The following is a 17669-nucleotide window of genomic DNA, read 5'->3' on the forward strand; positions in this document are numbered from 1 at the left end:
AGAAAAATTAACATTTTCTCCCTGAATATCCTTTGCAAGTATAGACTCTAGGAAAGTATAAAAAAGTATTTATGCGTCCAGAAATCATTACACAACCCAGTGAGTCTGTTTTAGAAAACTTTCAAAATCAAACGCTCAGACCTATCCTCAAACAACAGAATGAGCTATTACTTGCTATTTTTCGACAGTATGTTTCGGTTAGAAAAGGAGCATTTTACAAATTATCTGAAACAGAACAACTAGAATATATTAGTCATTCGGTAAAAAGAGACATGAAGTTTAAGCACTATCTCGAAGGTGTCATTGCAGGGCATTTTACACTTGAAGAATATCAACTTTTTCTAGAAAATGAAGAAGAATTGACCAAACGCCTTATCAATCTTTTGGTTCAGAGACTACAATCTCAATTGCGTTTGTTGACCAAATAAATACCAAGCATTACAATCAGACCACCTACAATTTGTTCTGTTCTTAAAACTTCATTGAGTAAAAAATAAGATATAACAGCCGTCAATACGGGTTGGAGCAACAAGGTTGGTGACACCACCGCCGCAGGAATATGTCCCAAAGCATAATTTATGGACAACCAACCCGCCAGATGGCAGATTACGCCCATGGCGATAAAAGCCCACCATGTTTGGGTATCAAAACCAAGCAACTGCCAGTCACCAAACCAACATATTCCCCAGGAAAGAATCATGCACGGTATGAGCGACCATGCCATAAAATTGACCGTATCTATGCCTCCGCGTACTTTTTGAGTCACAAGCATATATCCTGCATAAAATACCGCCGCTGTAATCGCCATTAGATGCCCAACACCTACGCTTTGATTCTGCGCTAAATCTTTTCCTGCTACAATAAAAATACCTAGCAAAGAAACACCTAAGCCCATCCAGTAGCGTCGAGAGAGACGTTGTTTGAAGAAAAACATAGCCCCCAAACCCACAAAAACAGAGGCATTGTTAGCCAATAAAGTAGAAACCGAAGCCGAAGTTTTTAGGATAGAAATATTCCAGAAAGACATATCCAGCACAAATAAGAGTCCACCCAGACCAATCCAGCTCATCGTTTTCGCAGAAGGTACTTTTACACCTTTTACTAACCAGATAGGCAATAACCCCACAAAACAAAAAAAGTATCGGTAAAAACCAGAAGTGAGCGCTGGAGCATGAGCCATTTTGACAAATATTGCCGACCATGCAATACAAAATACGCCTAGTAATAGGCACAGATAAGCTTTAGTTAGTTGATTCAAGGTATTGATTAGTTTGGAAACAGAAGTAGTTATTTTTTCACTTCTCCAAAATTAAGTAAATTGCCGAAAATCTAGATAGCAATTTTTGTAAACAATACATTATCATCAACTACTAATCCCATGAGTGAATTAAGACCTTTAGAATTAAGAAGCGATACTTTTACCAAGCCAACGCCAGCCATGCTAGAAGCCATGTTTAGTGCAGAAGTTGGCGACGATGTTTTTGAAGAAGATACCACCGTCAAAAAGCTGGAAGCCAAAGCCGCTGAAATGTTCGGTTATGAAGCTGGATTATTCTGTACGTCAGGCACTATGACCAATCAAATTGCCATCAATGTCCATGTCAACCAAGGTGACGAAGTGATTTGTGATGCACTCTCACACGTGTATTTGTATGAAGGCGGTGGTATTGCCTCCAACTCATCGGCATCTGTGAATTTACTTCATGGCAATAGAGGAAGAATCACTGCTGAGCAAATTATCGATGTAATTCAGCCAGACAACTTGCACCATCCTATTTCGAGATTGGTATCTTTAGAGAATACCGTAAACAAAGGAGGGGGGGCCTATTATGATATTCAAGAGATTGCCAAGATTAAAGAAGTTTGTACGGCTCACAACATGGCATTGCATTTGGATGGAGCCCGTATTTTCAATGCCTTAGTCGAAACTAAAGAATCGCCAAAACAATATGGTGAACTGTTCGATTCTATGTCGATTTGCCTATCCAAAGGACTTGGTATTCCTGTGGGTTCTGTTTTATTGGGAACAAAAGACTTTATCAAAAAAGCCCGTCGTGTGCGTAAACGTTGGGGAGGCGGTTGGCGTCAAGCAGGGTATTTGGCTGCCGCAGGGATTTATGCTTTAGATAATCATATTGACAGACTTACAGAAGACCATCAGCGTGCAAGAGCCATTGGCGAATTAATGTCTCAAAAAGCAGAGGTTCTGGAAGTATTACCAGTAGATACCAATATTGTGATTTTCACCTTGGATAATGGTATTCTATCTTCTGACTATGTCAAAAAATTGGCTGAAGTTGGTATCAAGGCAGCGACATTTGGCAAACATCAAGTTCGTTTTGTAACCCATTTGGATTTTACAGACCAAGATTTAGAAGAGTTTTCGGCAAGAATAAAAAAAGATATTTTGTAGAAAAAAATTGGTGGTAAAGATATTAACAAAAGAATCTTATCAAGGTTTTGCGTATATATACACCTTTGCCACCAAGCCCAACACAATCAACTCATTTACAAATACATACCACTTAATAAGATTCAAATAGTTTGATTGGATGTTTATATATTTTTTAGGTATTTAAGATTATTTCTCATGTAAACCCTACAATGTATAACTCCATAAACTATGAAAAAACTACCTAAAATTCTTTTATTAATCTTTGCAATAGTAATAATCGGAATCGTCGGCATCCTATCCTATGTATCTCTTGCCCTGCCCGATGTGGGTCCTCCTCCTGAGATTAGTATTAAACCCAACGCTGCTTCTATCGAAAATGGTAGATACTTGGCCAATCACGTGGCGGTTTGTATTGACTGTCACAGTACGAGGGATTATACCCTATTTGCTGCCCCTCCTATTGCAGGTACAGAAGGTAAAGGCGGAGAGACCTTCGATCATCAATTAGGCTTTCCCGGAAGTTATACTGCCAAAAATATCACCCCTTCGGGTCTTGGAAATTGGACAGATGGTGAAATTTACAGAGCCATGACTACTGGTGTGAGTAAAGACGGACATGCACTTTTTCCTATTATGCCATACCCTTATTACGCCTCGATGGATCCTCAAGATGCCAATGATATTATCGCATATATCAGAACACTAAAGCCCCTTGAAAATACACCGCCTCCTTCTACCTCGGATTTTCCAATGAATTTTATCATTAATACCATTCCGCAGAAAGCTAAAGCAATGTCCAAACCTCGTGAAGATGATGTGCTAAAGTATGGAGAATACTTAATTACGATAGCTTCTTGCAGAGAATGCCATACAAAACCAGACGATAAAGGAGGAAAAGTACCGGGAATGGATTATGCAGGAGGGTTCGTATTCCCAATGCCAGGATACGGGACACTGGTTTCGCCCAATATTACACCAGACCCTGAAACAGGGATAGGAAAATGGAGCAAAGAAGCGTTTGTAGCTAGATTCAAAGCTTATGCAGATAGTACCTACCAATCTCCAAAAGTTGGCAAAGGTCAATTTCAAACTATGATGCCTTGGACCATGTACAGTGGTATGAAGGTAAAAGATATAGAAGCTATTTATACCTACCTCAAAAGTATAAAACCTGTAAAAAATAAGGTTGTCAAATTTACTTCTGAAATATAGGCATCTGTGGCGTTTTGTGATTGAGTGATTGGAGACTTTTCAAATGGTTCATCTTCACACACTCAATCACAATTCGCTAACTTACTAGATACTTTTATAATGCACTTCTGATAAATCTCTCAAAATTGCAGCACTTTTTTCCGCTGAAATATCTCTTTGTGGATTGGCTAACATCTCATAACCTACCATAAATTTCTTAACCGTTGCGGAACGCAATAAAGGTGGGTAAAACACAAAATGCCAATGCCACTCTTCGTGAGGCAAACCATCGGTTGGCGCTTGGTGAATACCAGCAGAATAAGGAAATGATGTCTCAAACAAGTTATCATATTTCACCGTCAAACGCTTATAAGCATTTGCTAATGCATCACGTTCCTCAGAAGTCATTTCGCTGATACGCGCCATTTTACGTTTTGGAATCAACATGGCTTCAAATGGCCATACTGCCCAGAATGGCACTAAAGCTACAAAATGCTCGTTTTCAAACAATACACGCTCTTTTTTCTCTAATTCTTTTTCCAAATAATCAGCCAAAAGCGAACGATTGTGTTTTGCCCAATATTTAGCTTGTGCGTTTTGCTTTTTCAAAGGCTCATCAGGAATACCACTTTGTGCCCAGATTTGTCCATGTGGATGTGGGTTTGAACATCCCATGACAAAGCCTTTATTCTCAAAAATCTGAACATAATTGATAAAATCCTTTGCCCCTAAAACATTGTATTCCGCCACCCAAGCATCTACAACAGCACGGATTCCCTCCTCCGACATTTCTGGAACGGTAAGGTTGTGAGCAGGTGAAAAGCAAATCACACGACCTACACCTTTTTCCGTTTTTGCTAAAAACAATTCGCCATCTTCATATTTTTCGTCTGGCGTATCTTTCAGTAATGCAGCAAAGTCATTATCGAAGACATACACTTGCTCATAATTAGGATTTACTTCGCCGTTGGCACGCGTATTTCCTGCGCACAAATAGCACTCAGGGTCATGTGCTGGACGTTCGTCATTTGCTAATTTTTCTACCTGACCTTGCCAAGGACGTTTGGCACGGTGCGGTGATACTAATACCCAACTTTCAGTAAGTGGGTTATATCTACGATGTGGATTTTCGTCGAAATTCATAAATAGTTTTAAGCTGTTAGCAAAATACTTTGAGCTTTTTTGTTTTTTACCATGCCTAAATTTTACTTAGGGACATGATTATTTTTTTAGACTAATTCTGTTCCGTTGGTCAATGCGACTACGTAATACACTAATTCACGGCTATACTCTTTTTGATAGGCCTCTGTCAATTGTGAAATAAGAGCGTCTAATTGGGCTTTTTCGACAATATTAACAGTACAACCACCAAAACCACCTCCCATCATACGAGAACCAATGACCGCAGCGTTATCTTTGGTTTGGTCTACCAAAAAGTCTAATTCTGGACAACTAACCTCATAATCATGTTGTAAACCATGATGGGTTTCATACATTTTTTGCCCAAAAGTGGCTAGGTCATGTTGTAAAAGAGCCTCACAAGCCACTTCTACACGCTCAATTTCTCCAATCACATATCTGGCACGACGATACACAGCATCAGTCATCGAAGCCTGCACCTGAGCCAACATATCAAATGACACATCTCTCCAAGATTTAACCTCAGAAAATTGAGTTGCAATCAAGCGTAAGCCCTCTTCACATTCCAAGCGACGAGTATTATATTCAGAATCGCCCAATGAGTGTTTTACGCCAGTATTGCATAAAACAACCACGTGGTCGGGTAATGCAATTGGGAAATATTGGTACGAAAGATCACGACAATCCAAACGGATTACAGAATCCTTTTTGCCAAACATTGAAGCAAACTGATCCATTATACCACAGTTTACACCAACAAAATTATTTTCGGCAGCTTTCGAGATTTGCACCATTTGCAAAGTCGATAAGCCTAATTCATAGATATGATTGATTGCAAATGAAAGACCTGTTTCGACTGCAGCCGAAGAAGAAACTCCAGCGCCCAAAGGAATATCCCCTCCGAAAACCAAATTGAAACCACCAAACTGATTACCTGCTTTTTGAAGCTCATCTACTACCCCAATCAAATAATTACACCAAGAATGCTCAGAAGCAACAGGATTATCTACCGAAAAAACGGTTGAACTATCCAAATCGAAAGCAACAACATGACATTCGTTGTCTGGACGTGGAGAAACAGAAAAGTAAATAGCCTTGTCTATACTAGCTGGCAAAACGTAGCCATCGTTATAGTCCGTATGCTCGCCAATGAGATTGATACGTCCAGGTGCACGAACTGTAATGGTTGGTTCAGCCGAGAAGGTTTCGACAAATTTTTTGATGATTGATTCAGGATACATGTTAAGTTGTTTCAAAAAGATTGCATAAGGTAAGATGACATAGACTTGGTACTTTTCGATGAATATCAAACAAGAAGCTTTACTCTTCGACTTGTAACCTACTTGTCACCGTAGGCCAAACAGCTTGAAAAAACACAATCTGAAAGTTTTTTTATACAGTTGGCACAAATGGATATTCAAAGGAATCAATTTTTTAAGCAAAAAGCTAGCATAGCCGATTGGGTAAAGTCTCAATTTAACAAATCTTAAGTAAAATGGGCTGTAAAGGGTATAATCAAACATTTGCACAGATTTGCACAATTTAGGGAATCGTAAATCCTACTAAGACTATTGCAGGAATGTTTGTAATTTAGCAGTTCCATAAGCCTAGGCTTGGGACTTCCTGAAAAATATGCAAAAGACACAAGTTACAATCAAACATATAGCGCAAGCGTTGAATATTTCGATTTCGACCGTTTCACGCGCATTGCAAAATCATCCACGAATTGGTTTGAGAACGAAAGAGAAGGTTTTTGAAATGGCTCAAAGACTCAATTATGTTCCGAACCCTGCGGCAATTTTGCTCAAAAAGAATAAAACCTATACAATTGGCGTTGTACTTCCTCATTTACAAGAAGAGTTTTTTTCCCAAGCGATTACCGCCATTGAAGATGTTATTTCAGCAGAAAATTATAATGTAGTTGTTAGTCAATCTCGTGATAAACTGGAAAGAGAAAATAGAGCAATCAAATCCTTCATCAGTAGCCGTGTCGATGGCGTTATTGCTTCTATTTCGGCCGAAACTACCCAATATTATCAATTTAGAGAATTAGAAAAATATGGTATCCCAATTGTATTTTTCGACAGAGCGCCCAAAGATGTTGCCGTCAATAAAGTAAGAGGGAATATCGCAGATGCTGCTTTTGAAGTAATAGATTTTTTGGCCAAAAAAGGCATTAAAAAAGTGGCCATTCTGAATGGCCCTGCCAGTTTAGAAATCTCCGACGAGCGCCTAATGGGTTATTGGGGCGCTATGAAAAAGTTTAATCTTCCCATCATTCAAAACTATATTAAATCTACTGATTTAAGTAAAGAAGATACCACGAAGAAAATGATTGAGCTGTTGAATGGTGAAGAATTGCCAGAGGCAGTTTTTTGCTTCAATGACTATGTGGCACTGTATGCCATGCAAGCCTGCAAACAAAAAGGTCTTGTTCCGAATAAAGATATCGTGTTTGTAAGCTTTGCCAATCTTCCTATTACTACTTATTTGGATAACCCTCCACTAGCGTCGGTAGAACAGTTCGCGTATCAAATGGGAGAAAAAGCGGCGCAACTATTGTTAAAAATCATCCAAGCAGAAAAGGAAACACTTGAACCTGAAGACATTGTAGTAAACACTAAGCTAATTGTACATTGAGTTGGGCTTTAGTGCCTGAGCTGTAGGCTTTTTTTCAGCCGTTGTTGGTCTTTTGAGCAACAACACAAGTATCAGAAACTCGTAGACTATAAAAACGAACATTTACTTTAGTAGAAATACTGTATTTCATAAGGGTAAATTTGATACTTGCTTTCGCACGTATTGTCGGTCAAAAGACCAACAATGGCAAAAAAGACCAACAACGACAAAAAATCAGAAATCCCAAATCTGAAATAGTCTGATATTTATTGTTGTTTTAACACAAACTGTGGAGGTCGCTGTTTGGACAACATCAATAATATTCCTTCATAGGTTAATGTCTCTAATAGTTTTTTAGCACGGTATTCCGAAATATTAACCAATTTGGCGTATTCTCTTGCAGACACTCTTTTATTTTTCTTCAAAAATACCATTAAGTATTTTACATTTTGTTGTTCCAACAATTCACTTTCAACAGCTTTGTCGGTCTTATCCAAAATTTGAGACATTTCTTTGGATACAGGCGTTGTTTGATCATTGGCACGAACATAAACAGTCCGATTGCCTTTTTCGTCCAAAGCTTCATGAGGTTTATCAGAACTCTCATCGATTTCAACGACTAGAACTTTTTTCCTGTTCTCCCACATAATCGCACGATAACGAATTTCGAGAGGAGGAATAACCAAGTGCTCAGCAGCCTCTGCCAACTTAGTCATTTCTTCTAATTCCGAGCAACCTTTTACCGAACGGTCGTCGTTGATACCAATCAAAAGAGTACCTCCAGCGGTATTAGCAAATGCCGAAATAGTACGGGCTATTTTAAAAGGACTATCAATTTTACTTTTAAATTCAAGCTGAGAAGACTCTCTTTGGGTTAAATATTTGGTTAAGATTTCTGACATTTTATCAAATTAAACAAGCTATATTCTGCTGTTTACAGAGTATTAATTTTCTTTAATCAATTTTGAATTTGGATAGCTTTGTTTTCCATGAAACAATACTTTTCCCTAGTTTTACACAAAGATACATATTACCATGATCTATCACTTCGAAATAGTGGGATGTAAAGTAGTTTTTCAAAATTTCAGAAAAATAAGCTATCTTGTAGAGTCTTTTCCTTTGTGGCTAATGCATATACCTATCAATTGCTATCAGAGGAACCCGTAAAAAAATCCTATTAAAGATTTTAGTTTAATCAAAAATAATAAATCATTTATATTATGAATTTACCTTGGGTAGAATCTCCTTTTTTTAACGAAATCCTCAAAACCAAGAATCTCACCGAAGAAGAGAAACAACTAGCGACCGAATATAACAAGAATGGTTTTGTTGTATTAAGAAATGTTTTTCCAGAGGATGTAATCGACCAAGTAAAAGCCGATATGAATCAAAAGGGCTTTAACGAAGACTTTCCTGTAACTGTTTACAGAGATAAAACTCGTATTCAGGACCTTTGGCAATATTCAGATAGTACCAAACAGATTTCGTCAAACGACACTATCATGAAGACCCTGGAAATGCTTTACGACCGTGAGCCTATTCCATTCCAAACCCTAAATTTCAAGTTTGGGTCTCAACAAAGAGCACACTCAGATACAATTCACTTTAGCTCAATTCCTGCACGTTTTATGTGTGGAGTTTGGGTTGCATTGGAAGATGTCACTCCAGAAAATGGTGCAGTATTCTACTACAGTGGCTCACACCGTATGCCAGAATACAACTTTGCGCACATCAAAGATGCTCCAGAGGATACAACCTACAACGACTACGTACAATACGAAGACTTCATGCAAAGCATCATGAATGTTTCTGAATTTGATAAGAAATTTTTCTATGCTAAAAAAGGGGATGCGTTGATTTGGTCTTCAAATATTATTCACGGAGGTTCAAAAGTAGAGGCAGAAGGTAGTACTCGTTATTCACAAGTAACTCACTATTACTTCAAAGATTGTATCTACTACACGCCAATGTTGTCAAACATGGTAACCAACGAACTATATTTGCGTAATGGTTTCAAGAATATTAAAACCGGAGAATCGGTTCAATCCAACTTCAATGGGCACGTGATCAATCCATTACAAACAGCAAATGACAAAGCAATTTTGAACAATCGATTAGATGATGTTAAAAAAATCTTAAAACTCATCAAACTAAAAGATAAGATTGTTAAAAGGCTTTTCAAATAAAATAAAAAACGCCTCTCGAAAATGTTTCGAGAGGCGTTTTTGTTTGGTGGAGACGGAGAGATTCGAACACCGAAAAGTTACCACTAATACCGCTTATTTTAACGTATGGGGCATTTTTCTCGTTGACGTATAGAGAATTTCCACTGCCACTCAGCTTTTTTTTAATTATTAGCCTCTAATTACAACAGCATACTTATTCTTAATCAGAAGTACTTCTATTATTTTTTCTGCTATCCCTGAATCGAGATTTAACTTTTCAATTAAATATTCAGCAATTTCCTTTTCACCTTCACCAAGTGTACCATCCGCAAGTAATAAATCAAATACTAAACAGAATAGAGTAGCTTTATTATCGTCAGCAATTAATGGAGCACTGCTATCAATTAAGGCTTTTGAACCAACTTGTTTAAAAGCATCAACCACAGGTTTAAAAAGTGTTGGTACGAGTTGAGTTTTGTAAGGATTAAACAAGGTTTTTAAAACGACTACTGATGAAATTTTTTCAATTTCAACGTCAGATACATTTCCTTCAGCTCCTGCACAAGCATAAAGAATTGCAACCCATGCTTCTTGTTCTGATTTTGGAGTGTAAACAAACTTAGACTCACTAGATGCATTCTTGAAAAACTTATCAAAGATTCCCATTTAATTGTATGTTTATAGATGTTAAAAAATAATTTACGCTTTCAATTTTCACCTAAGAACAGAATTTTCCGAAGGTGTAGAAATAGCTTGATTCTGTTGGGCTTGTTTTTCAATTATCTGCTCTTGTAGCTCTATCATGCGTCTTTGCATTTTTATAAGCTCATCTTTCTCTACTAGTAGAAAACCAGTAGGTGGCTCATTTTGAGCTACTGGCTGAACCCCATCAACTAAATACCCAACTGTTGTATGAAGTGCTGCTGCTAAACTTACTAATTCATCATATTTTGGTTTGGATACTCCTTTCTCCCAATTAGAAATAGTTTGTTTAGATGTATTATGTATTTTTTGCGCCAATTCGTCCTGTGTAAGTCCTAAATCAACCCTGCGCTTCTTTATACGAGATGCAAAATTTTCGTTCATGTTAATATTTTTTGTAAAACACGCTTGGATAAAGTAAAAATAAATTTTACTTTTACAAAGTAGTTTTTACTAACTAAAATCTAATGAGTAAATATAACAATTTATTAGAACCGAACATCATGGAAAATTTTGAAACTTATCAAGCGGGAACTACTGAAAATCATTTTTCAGTGGAATATTGGAGAGGAGAGCTAAGTAATTTATTGTTAAACAATAACTTAGAAAGGAGTCTTTTAAAAGGACTTGAATCTGTAGATCCATACTTTGGTACAAAAAAAGGTTTCTTTGACTTTCAAAATGCCAAGGCAAATAGAGCCTCCCTAGTAGTAACAAAGAGAGTCGTTGATACAATTAAATTGTACTTATCAAAACTTGAAGAAGACACCAGCACTCTTGAGGTAATTAAAGCTCGCTTAAACATCAAAATGTAACCCCCACTTACAATAATGAACAAAGCTACGTCTTTGCAAACTCCACGGACGATTCAGGAGTTTGCCAGAACCTTTATGGCCTTTTCGCAAGGGTCTCAGGTAAATATCAAACACCTAGGTGGTGGATTCTGGGAATGTGAATTTACTGTTTATCAACAATTTAACTACTGGAACTCGGTTAACGATTGGCCTTCGGAGCTATACTCTCATGCCTTTTTCTCCGAAAAAATCTGGAACCCACAGTGTAATTCTTTTCAACGTATCCATACCATCGGCTTTAATTTCCAAATACAATGACTGTTACCTCACATACTACTAGCTATCAATTGTTGCGCCTTTATCTGGCGGGGCAGCTCTCGCAAGACGATTGCCCTGCGGCTATCGAGATTTGTAAAAACAAGTTGGACTTTCTGAACACTTGTATTGGCAGAGCCCATAAAGATAAGGCTTGGGGCATTAGTGGAGCAGACGAAGATTTGGAGATATGGTTGGACTATAAACAACGCTTCGAAAATATGCTTGAGCACTTAATGCAACTTTCTGAAACACAACAAGCCCCTATCTGAAAATGTCTTATATCACAGTAGAAGAATACTATCAACATACAAACGGAGGTCTCGATATCATAGTAGAACTTTTCCCTGAAGCTGAAAAAGCCTCCAGGGAAAAGAACCATAAGTTTAGCATTAGAGACGAACGCACCCCAAGTGCTACTTTATATTTCAACGAAGGCCGTAAACATTACTATGTCAATGATTTTGGCGATAAGATGTACAGTCCTATCGACTTGGTAATGACTGAGCAAAATCTTGACTTTAGGGGCGCATGCAGATGGATAGAACAAACTTTCAATATAGCTTCTAAAACGCTGGGTGTGGCCACATCCAAACCCAAACCTGAATACCGCAAAACAGATGCTGAGGAATCAGATCCAATCGGTAAACGCTCGTGGGTAATTCAGGAAAAACCTTTATTGAGCCACCTCAAGATTCTTTTTTCTAAGTATGTATGGAGCTATTTGCAAAAGCAGGATTCCAAAAACGACGAGCAAGCCGACGATACCGCCTATCGTAACGCTATGGTACTACTTGAGCGTTATAATTTGTTTGTATTGGAGTCGTCGAGCCTTGTGGGGCGTGACAAGGAAACTGGCAAGAAGGTAGTGCATACTTTCTACTCTACGGAGTCCTACCCTATTTTTATGTACAATGAGGGTACATGGCAAAAGTTTTATGAACCGCTTAAAAGTGACCCTTCTCGTAGATTTGTAAGCTATGGTGACAAACCCCAAAACTATATGTTTGGGGAGTCTCGTATTGCGAAAATGTACGCCAATGTACAGCGCTATGCCAATGGCGATGATGAAGAAGAAGTAAAGCTTCTGGATATTATTATCTGTACTGGTGGTAGCGATGCCCTCAATGTGGCAGCGCTAGGGTTTGAGGTGGTGTGGTTCAACTCCGAAACCGTAAAGCCCTGGAATATCGATATCAAAAAGCTGAAGGGATGGGCTCATAGGGTGTACAATTTGCCAGACATAGATGCCACTGGCAAATCAAAAGCTTTTGAGCTGGCCATGTATCATTTGGATATCCATACGATTTATTTACCTGATAGCCTACGTCATATCAAAACAGGGAAGTTTGACGATGAGAACCGCCCTAAATACTGCAAGGATGTACGAGACTACCTGAACCATTACGGAGCCAATGACTTCCGTAATCTTTTAAATGTATCTTATCCATTTAGGTTTTGGAATAAAGTAAAGGCTTTAGACTCGAAAGGTTTACCCAAAATTGTAGAGGGTAAAGAGGTCTATAAATACAGTGGACGCCCAAAAGTATTACTCAACTTCTTGTATCGCAATGGCTTTGCCCAGATAGCCACCAGAGCTGGCGTGTTTCAGTATGTCAGAATAGACAAGAATATCGTCAAGTCGGTAACGGTCGAAGAAATCAAGGAGTTTATTGATAATTTCTTGGAAAGCATTCATGCCGAACCTGAACTGTTGGATGCCTTTATCCGCTCGAAGGACATTAGCGAATCTACTTTTAGTCGTCTGCCCAAAATCACTTTGGAGTTTAAGGATCACGACCGCAATACGCAATTTATGTTCTTCAAAAATGAGGTTTGGCGAGTTACCAAAAACGATATCGAGGTTATCAAAGCCCAAAAAGCTGATAGATATGTGTGGGAAAATGAGGTAATAAAACCTTTGTGTTTTGACGAACATGGTAACGATTTGGAGCTGGAAGTAAAACGGAATGAACCCTACTTCAAAATCCGTAAAGACGAAGAGGGAGACTTAATTATCGACATATTGCGAAACGATAACCCTTTCTTAAACTTCTTGATTAACACCTCAAGAATCTACTGGCGCAACGAGCTGGAAGATAATCTTGACCGCTCAGGCTTGGACAAAGAAGCCTATCGTAAAAAGCACCAATTCTCAATAGCTGGTCCATTATTAAAACCTGAACAGCAAAAGGAACAGATGCAACACCTCATAGCCAAGCTTTGCGCTTATGGGTATTTTTTGCATCGTGAAAAGGATGATGCCAATACCTACTGTGTGTGGAGTTTGGATTATGTCATGCGTGATTCTGAAAAATCGCAGGGTGGTACTGGTAAATCTATTTTCGGTAAAAGCCTTATGCACCTGATGCAGTACGAAACCCTAGATGGACGAGAAAAAGACCTTACCAAAAACCGACATATCTATGAAAACGTAACGGAGCATACCGATTACCTCTTGGTAGATGATGGTGCGAAGTACTTGGATTTCCCGTTTTTCTTTGCCCTTGTTACCACCTTTATGAAGGTAAACCCCAAGGGTACCAAGTCGTACAACTTGATGTTTAAGGATACGCCAAAGCTCCATATCTCAAGCAATTTTCCACCGATGGACTCAGACGACAGTACACTTCGTCGATTGTGGTTTTTGGCGTTTTCGGATTACTATCACTACAACAGTACTGGCGAGTATAGGGAAGTCCGTAGACCTATAGATGAGTTTGGGAAAAGCCTTTTCCAGCATTTTAACCGTGACGAATGGAATGCCTTTATGAATATGGCAGCACAATGTATTCAGGCATTTATGGAGTACGGTAAAGTGGAGCCTCCTATGTCTGAAATCATGGCGAATACCTACCGCAACAAATTGGGACCTAATTTCTTACAGTGGGCTAATATGTACTTTCAGGAGGATAACGAAACCCTTAACTGCTACATACCAAGGTATAAAATCTTTGAAACCTATAAAATGGAAGTAAGCAGTGATATCACAGCGGCCACCTTCAAAGACAAGATTGTGATGTACTGTAGAATGAAAAACTGGACATTGAACCCACTTGATGCCAAACATATACAGGAAGATAGAAGGATTAATATCAAGTGTGCTACCAGAGAGGTATATGATAATAAGATAAAGTCCTGGTCTACCATAGAATTACCCAAACCGCAGTCAATAGAACATTTCTATATACAAACACCTGGTACCGATCTTACGAGCCGAGGACTACCAGAGAAAAAGAGCTTACCATTCTAGTACAGTATGATAAGAATAAGTGGCCAATGCTGAGGAGTCGAAATCTTGCCGGACAAAGCTCCACAGCATGGCCACCCTGATTAAAAATTATTAACCAAACCAAAGTTAAGAAAATGACACAAGACGAAAGAAAAAAACTCAGAGAGCATTACAATCTATTACCAAACATCGAGGACGATATGGCAGACGTACTGATGGAGAACTTCGAGGAAATAGAAGAAGTCAGCCAGAAAAAGGTACAAAAGGTATTGGCTGAATTATGGGAACGTGGTTATCAACTTTGTCCGATACTAGCCAATGACGAATAACCTGCCTGCAAGAGTCAAGTTTCTTCAGAAGTATCTTGACGAGCTTCAGACTACTTCTTACCGAAAGTCTGTATTGTTGTTGATGCTAACCCAAGCTGAGGGTATTGTCAGAGAGATTAAGCAGGACTTGGGGCATATACCTCCAGAGCCTACCTATGAGCCAAAAACGCCAGAACACTTGGAGAAATATACTTTTAAAGCCAAAACCTGCTGTGGCAAAACTTTTCATACACCACAAAGCTGGGCGGGGCATTTGAACTCATCAAAACACCGTAAAAAAGATGAAGACAAAAAGAGATCTAACAGTAAGTAAATGGTGCTGGAGAGTAATTATACTATTGTCCATTCTGATTTGGAGCACAATCATTTACTACCTATGGATATAATAGCAGCACAATTTAGACGTGGTACTTGGTGGAGAGACCAAAAAGGTCAGCGAATATTTTTGCTGATAGGGATAGACTTCCTTGAGAGCGCCCAGGAGTTTTATGTAGACCTCTGGGAGTACGGCAAAGACCAGAGCAAATACATATCGTTTGAGGTATTCAAAGCTCAGGTTGATGAAGAAGCTTTGATACACGTCAGTAAAGAAACCATCTATAAATCGTATTTAAACAGCTAGAAAATGAAAACATATATTGTCTGTAAAATGTCAAATGTAGGTCCTATGAGGACTGTCTTAAACAAGGAGCACGTAGACGAAACGATATTCTTTGAAAAAGTAAAGGAGGCATTATTAGATATTTTTGAAGGTAATGCTAACGAGGCAGAAAAAGCCTTTCCAAGTGTGAAGCAACACTTAGTCACTCGACCAGGGTTATTGGAGATTAATGAAGTCGGCTTTGAGATTGTTGACAACACCCATCGTTTGAATAAAACCTCAGAATATCATGAAAGAGCAATTATTAATAAAATTTAAGCTACCGATGATTCAAAGCTTGGCTGTTGTAAATGCCATTGTGACCATGGGGTATAAGGCAACAGGAAATAAATTTACCGTGAGCTTTAATGGCTCGAAGGGTTACTTGAATGATATCACTATTGGATGTGAGGGAACCCAAATAGCCGATAACAGAATCATGTATCAAGAGCTTCTAAATAAGGATGGGAGCCTCAAAAGTATTAATGTGAATGTCTTTTACTCTAATGAACATGGAGTTCGCATAAGCACTGGCAAAGATGAACCTAGGGTGGTTTATTCAGACCTAAACTAAAACTTTGTGTATGATGAAAACTGAAATAGAGAATTTTATTAAAGAGAAACTAAAGATTCTACCCCAAAAGCGGGGACATATTGTTGATGAAATTGAATTTAATGTAGAGTCAATTTTCAATTATATCAGTAAAATTGATGTGTATAGATTAACACAAGAGGAAATTGACGAGCAATATGAAGATTACGAAAATTATTACGAAAATTTAGTTGTAAATGAAGTAGTCTTTTATGATGGCGAAGTTCCATTTAAAATCGAACTTTTAGAACAGTGGATTTATGAAATAGAGTCTGCTTGGCGAAATAGAGAATATCGTACAAATGATGTTCAACAGTATATAACTTACCTATATGCCCAAGAGCTCGCAAGTTTAATAAAGTGACCCTCAAAAACAATTTAAGCTAAATCCCCTGCTACCCCTGCTGATAACCACAGCAGGGGTATTTTTATGTAGGTGGGTAGGTATTTTATGCGATACACTACTCTAGTTAATCTACCTTATAAATATTATACAAAAATACAATCCGCTTTTTAATACATTTCTCTCCGTCTTGAGTTGGCGTTCCCTTCTCTCTCTGACTCTCTTAGGGTTGATTCATAAAAATTGAGTATCCTTGTAACTTTGTAACCGCTTAACTTTTCAAATTTGTAACCATCTGACTATCATTTATTTACATCAATGTATTCTAACTATCTTTTATTCTAAAGTTTGTAGAAAAGTTACAAATAGTTTGTAACCAAATAAGAAAGAAAAAGGCTGGTTACAACAAGTTACAAACTGGTTACAAATTTGGAAAAGTGGTTACAGCTATATAAATTGTGGTAAAATCCTGATAATCAGTAGAGTTACACACGGTTACAAAAACACAGCGATTTTGCATTGAAACTCAACTCTACCCTAGGGATTCAAAACACACGAAATGCCAATCGCACCCTCCGAATTTATTAGAAAAGTACAAAATCACAATTAATCAGATGCTCAAAACCAAAATAAGTATCAAGGAACCTCATGTAAGAAAGTTTGTGATAAGCCGCTATGGTGACGATACGTCTGTAATTGACCTGACTCGTAGAAGTTTCTTAGGAAAACTCACCGAGTTGGGTTGTCAGAAGATTGGTTATGTTCATAGCTTGCCCAGAACAGAACACGACGAAAGTACATTGGTAACACTACTACTACCCGACTCGCTCAAGAATCATTTTTTACACCCTGCCAAAGTATTATTATTTGTACAAGCTTTGGAATTCCATTTCAGAGAGATATTTTTGGCGCACTGTGAAGTTTTTGTAGAGCTTGGCGTAAGTGACTACAACGCTGTCGAAAACTTTATGGATAAGTATGCTATCGAGGATGATGGCAAAATTGCAGAACGTTTACGCCAAATGTGGCGCAATCACCAATCCTACCAGCGAAGAAAATTGGAAAAAAAGTTGGGGTAGTTTTCATTAGATTTCAGACCTATTCAATGAATTAGGCATATTGTCATTTATAATCCACTAGATTAACTTACCAAAAAGCCCTCGTACATCGTGTATGGGGGCTTTTTGGTGTTGGTAGATCCTCTATTTCTAT

At 38.2% G+C, this 17669-nt stretch carries 22 protein-coding genes; 16 read left to right on the forward strand and 6 right to left on the reverse strand.

Annotated features, from left to right (window positions below; all coding sequences use genetic code 11):
• Nucleotides 1-71: 71 nt before the first annotated feature.
• Complete coding sequence (locus QM524_RS11500) at nt 72-428, forward strand: glyoxalase (protein ID WP_283344701.1); 357 nt, start codon at nt 72-74, stop codon at nt 426-428.
• Here QM524_RS11500 and QM524_RS11505 read toward each other — a convergent pair.
• Nucleotides 404-1258, reverse strand: a complete 855-nt coding sequence (locus QM524_RS11505) for a DMT family transporter (RefSeq protein ID WP_283344702.1) — start codon at nt 1256-1258, stop codon at nt 404-406. The genes QM524_RS11500 and QM524_RS11505 overlap by 25 nt on opposite strands.
• A gap of 120 nt (nt 1259-1378) precedes the next feature.
• On the opposite strand from QM524_RS11505, the gene QM524_RS11510 reads away from it, so the two are divergent.
• The gene (locus QM524_RS11510) at nt 1379-2413 is read left to right on the forward strand and encodes a threonine aldolase family protein (protein WP_283344703.1); all 1035 of its coding nucleotides are present in this window, start codon (nt 1379-1381) and stop codon (nt 2411-2413) included.
• Nucleotides 2414-2623: 210 nt separating this feature from the next.
• On the forward strand, nt 2624-3607 hold the full coding sequence (locus tag QM524_RS11515; RefSeq protein WP_283344704.1) for a c-type cytochrome: 984 nt from the start codon (nt 2624-2626) through the stop codon (nt 3605-3607).
• Between the two features lie 84 nt (nt 3608-3691).
• Here the strand turns inward: QM524_RS11515 and QM524_RS11520 are convergent, their stop codons facing one another.
• Nucleotides 3692-4729 (reverse strand): UDP-glucose--hexose-1-phosphate uridylyltransferase, encoded by a 1038-nt coding sequence (locus tag QM524_RS11520; RefSeq protein ID WP_283344705.1) that lies wholly within the window; start codon nt 4727-4729, stop codon nt 3692-3694.
• An 86-nt stretch (nt 4730-4815) separates the two neighbouring features.
• On the reverse strand, nt 4816-5967 hold the full coding sequence (gene galK / locus QM524_RS11525) for a galactokinase (protein WP_283344706.1): 1152 nt from the start codon (nt 5965-5967) through the stop codon (nt 4816-4818).
• A 391-nt stretch (nt 5968-6358) separates the two neighbouring features.
• On the opposite strand from galK, the gene QM524_RS11530 reads away from it, so the two are divergent.
• A complete protein-coding gene (locus tag QM524_RS11530) occupies nt 6359-7366 on the forward strand; it encodes a LacI family DNA-binding transcriptional regulator (RefSeq protein ID WP_166577047.1) in 1008 nt (335 codons plus the stop codon).
• A 245-nt stretch (nt 7367-7611) separates the two neighbouring features.
• Here QM524_RS11530 and QM524_RS11535 read toward each other — a convergent pair whose 3' ends face one another.
• On the reverse strand, nt 7612-8247 hold the full coding sequence (locus QM524_RS11535) for an AlbA family DNA-binding domain-containing protein (RefSeq protein ID WP_095162503.1): 636 nt from the start codon (nt 8245-8247) through the stop codon (nt 7612-7614).
• Nucleotides 8248-8565: 318 nt separating this feature from the next.
• On the opposite strand from QM524_RS11535, the gene QM524_RS11540 reads away from it, so the two are divergent.
• Nucleotides 8566-9531, forward strand: coding sequence for a phytanoyl-CoA dioxygenase family protein (locus QM524_RS11540; RefSeq protein WP_283344707.1), 966 nt, complete (start codon nt 8566-8568; stop codon nt 9529-9531).
• A gap of 168 nt (nt 9532-9699) precedes the next feature.
• Here QM524_RS11540 and QM524_RS11545 read toward each other — a convergent pair whose 3' ends face one another.
• Both QM524_RS11545 and QM524_RS11550 read right to left on the reverse strand, forming a co-directional pair.
• The gene (locus tag QM524_RS11545) at nt 9700-10176 is read right to left on the reverse strand and encodes a tellurite resistance TerB family protein (protein ID WP_283344708.1); all 477 of its coding nucleotides are present in this window, start codon (nt 10174-10176) and stop codon (nt 9700-9702) included.
• 48 nt (nt 10177-10224) lie between these two features.
• Nucleotides 10225-10596 carry a helix-turn-helix domain-containing protein gene (locus QM524_RS11550; protein WP_283344709.1) on the reverse strand — a complete coding sequence of 124 codons (372 nt, stop codon included), beginning with the start codon at nt 10594-10596 and terminating at the stop codon, nt 10225-10227.
• A 119-nt stretch (nt 10597-10715) separates the two neighbouring features.
• On the opposite strand from QM524_RS11550, the gene QM524_RS11555 reads away from it, so the two are divergent.
• From QM524_RS11555 to QM524_RS11605, 11 genes are all read left to right on the forward strand, one after another.
• The gene (locus QM524_RS11555; protein WP_283344710.1) at nt 10716-11027 is read left to right on the forward strand and encodes a hypothetical protein; all 312 of its coding nucleotides are present in this window, start codon (nt 10716-10718) and stop codon (nt 11025-11027) included.
• A gap of 15 nt (nt 11028-11042) precedes the next feature.
• Nucleotides 11043-11324, forward strand: coding sequence for a hypothetical protein (locus QM524_RS11560; RefSeq protein WP_283344711.1), 282 nt, complete (start codon nt 11043-11045; stop codon nt 11322-11324).
• On the forward strand, nt 11321-11593 hold the full coding sequence (locus tag QM524_RS11565; RefSeq protein ID WP_283344712.1) for a hypothetical protein: 273 nt from the start codon (nt 11321-11323) through the stop codon (nt 11591-11593). Before QM524_RS11560 ends, QM524_RS11565 begins: the two co-directional genes overlap by 4 nt.
• A 2-nt stretch (nt 11594-11595) precedes the next feature.
• The gene (locus QM524_RS11570; RefSeq protein ID WP_283344713.1) at nt 11596-14574 is read left to right on the forward strand and encodes a primase-helicase family protein; all 2979 of its coding nucleotides are present in this window, start codon (nt 11596-11598) and stop codon (nt 14572-14574) included.
• A 113-nt stretch (nt 14575-14687) separates the two neighbouring features.
• Nucleotides 14688-14882 carry a hypothetical protein gene (locus QM524_RS11575; RefSeq protein ID WP_166549083.1) on the forward strand — a complete coding sequence of 65 codons (195 nt, stop codon included), beginning with the start codon at nt 14688-14690 and terminating at the stop codon, nt 14880-14882.
• On the forward strand, nt 14872-15195 hold the full coding sequence (locus QM524_RS11580; RefSeq protein ID WP_283344714.1) for a hypothetical protein: 324 nt from the start codon (nt 14872-14874) through the stop codon (nt 15193-15195). The genes QM524_RS11575 and QM524_RS11580 overlap by 11 nt, the downstream gene beginning before the upstream one ends.
• Nucleotides 15196-15258: 63 nt before the next feature.
• Nucleotides 15259-15504 carry a hypothetical protein gene (locus QM524_RS11585; RefSeq protein ID WP_283344715.1) on the forward strand — a complete coding sequence of 82 codons (246 nt, stop codon included), beginning with the start codon at nt 15259-15261 and terminating at the stop codon, nt 15502-15504.
• Nucleotides 15505-15507: 3 nt separating this feature from the next.
• Nucleotides 15508-15801, forward strand: coding sequence for a hypothetical protein (locus tag QM524_RS11590; RefSeq protein WP_283344716.1), 294 nt, complete (start codon nt 15508-15510; stop codon nt 15799-15801).
• A gap of 7 nt (nt 15802-15808) precedes the next feature.
• Nucleotides 15809-16096 carry a hypothetical protein gene (locus QM524_RS11595; protein WP_283344717.1) on the forward strand — a complete coding sequence of 96 codons (288 nt, stop codon included), beginning with the start codon at nt 15809-15811 and terminating at the stop codon, nt 16094-16096.
• 10 nt (nt 16097-16106) lie between these two features.
• Nucleotides 16107-16478, forward strand: a complete 372-nt coding sequence (locus QM524_RS11600) for a hypothetical protein (RefSeq protein ID WP_283344718.1) — start codon at nt 16107-16109, stop codon at nt 16476-16478.
• 593 nt (nt 16479-17071) lie between these two features.
• The gene (locus QM524_RS11605) at nt 17072-17536 is read left to right on the forward strand and encodes a hypothetical protein (RefSeq protein WP_283328326.1); all 465 of its coding nucleotides are present in this window, start codon (nt 17072-17074) and stop codon (nt 17534-17536) included.
• The last annotated feature ends 133 nt before the right edge of the window (nt 17537-17669 follow it).

Origin of the sequence: Flectobacillus roseus, assembly GCF_030056595.1 — a bacterium.
In the GTDB taxonomy this organism is placed as follows: domain Bacteria; phylum Bacteroidota; class Bacteroidia; order Cytophagales; family Spirosomataceae; genus Flectobacillus; species Flectobacillus roseus.